Source organism: Synergistaceae bacterium (assembly GCA_017450125.1).
GTDB lineage: Bacteria > Synergistota > Synergistia > Synergistales > Aminobacteriaceae > JAFUXM01.
Map to the genome: position 1 here is coordinate 1 of JAFSWZ010000004.1, position 1,509 is coordinate 1,509.

The window sequence follows — 1,509 nt, forward strand, 5'->3', positions numbered from 1 at the left end:
ATTCTCAGAGGAGGTATTTTCACGCATGAGCAAAAAACTCGTAGCTGACCTTATCGTAGATTACCTCGAACGCAGAAAAGTCGAATACATCTTCGGCCTCTGCGGACACACAGTAATCGGTATGCTCGACGCTATCAACCGCAACCTCGAAAAGGGCGGCCATCTCCGCTACATCTCCAACAGGCACGAAGCCGTAGCCTCAACCGCCGCTGACGGTTACGCCAGAGTCACGCACAAAGCCTCAGTAGTCATGTGTCACCTAGGCCCCGGAATCACCAACGTCCTTACCGGAGTCGCAAATGCCGCATTCGACTCGATCCCCATGGTCGTATTCGCGGGAGATGTCCCCAGCTACTACTACGGCAAGCACCCTCATCAGGAAGTCAACATGCACGGAGACGCTACACAGTACAGGCTGCTTGAGCCGGTCTGCAAACGCTGCTGGAGAGTCGACGATCCCGAAGCACTCCCCGACATTCTGGATAAGGCCTTCAGGCTCGCAGAGTCAGGCAGACCCGGCCCGGTGCTTATTGATATGCCGATGGACATCTGGAGCAGAGAGATCGAGGAAGACCTCTTTGCCCGCACGTATCAGGACAGCCACATAACCGTCAAGCCCGCTCTTGATCCTGCATGTGCAAAGGCCATCGCCAAGAGACTCATCGAGGCTAAAGCTCCCGTGATTCACGCAGGCGGAGGAATTTTGTTAGCGCAGGCTTCCGCAGAACTCGCAGCACTCGCGGAATTTCTGGACATCCCGATTTCCCGCACTCTTATGGGTCAAGGCTGCGTCAGTGATCTTCATCCTCTGATGGTCGGTCAGACAGGCTTCTGGGGACTCGCGCACACTCACGCTTTCACGCTGGGAGCTGATGTGATTCTCGCACTTGGTACTAGATTCGCGGAGGCTGACTCGTCAAGCTGGTATCAGGGCGTAACGTTCGACCCTTCAACAACGAAATTCCTTCAGATCGACATTGACCCCACAGAGATCGGCAGAAATTACCCCGTCGAAATCGGAGCAGTAGCGGATTTGAAGTTAGCACTTGCTCAGATTCTTGAGGCCGCTAAAGCCATTAAGCCCGAAGGCATCAAGAGGCCCGGACTCCGTGAAGGTATCGCCAAAGCAAAAGCCGAGTTCAAGGAATCCGTCAAGGCAATCACCGAAGATTTACGCTTCCCGATGACTCCTCAGAGAATACTCAAGGACGTAAAAGAAGCCATCCCGGAAGATGCATTAATCTTCACCGATGTAGGCTGGAACAAAAACGGAGTTGCGCAGCAGTTCACCGTAACCATACCCGGAACAGTACACCACTCTTCAGGACTCGCAACAATGGGCTTTGGAGCGTCAGCAGTTCTCGGCGGCAAAAAGGCAGCTCCCGACAAAATATGCATTGCCCTTATCGGAGACGGCGGTTTTGGTGTCAACCCGACATGCATGGCTACTGCAGTTGAGGAAGGTATCGCCTGCACTTGGGTCGTCATGAACAACTTGGCCTTCGGAAC

At 53.9% G+C, this 1,509-nt stretch carries 1 protein-coding gene; it reads left to right on the plus strand.

What is annotated here, in order from left to right; translation table 11 throughout:
* Window positions 1-25: 25 nt before the first annotated feature.
* Window positions 26-1,509 (plus strand): thiamine pyrophosphate-binding protein (locus IJT02_00105; GenBank protein MBQ7543329.1); only part of this gene is annotated, 1,484 nt, incomplete at its 3' end.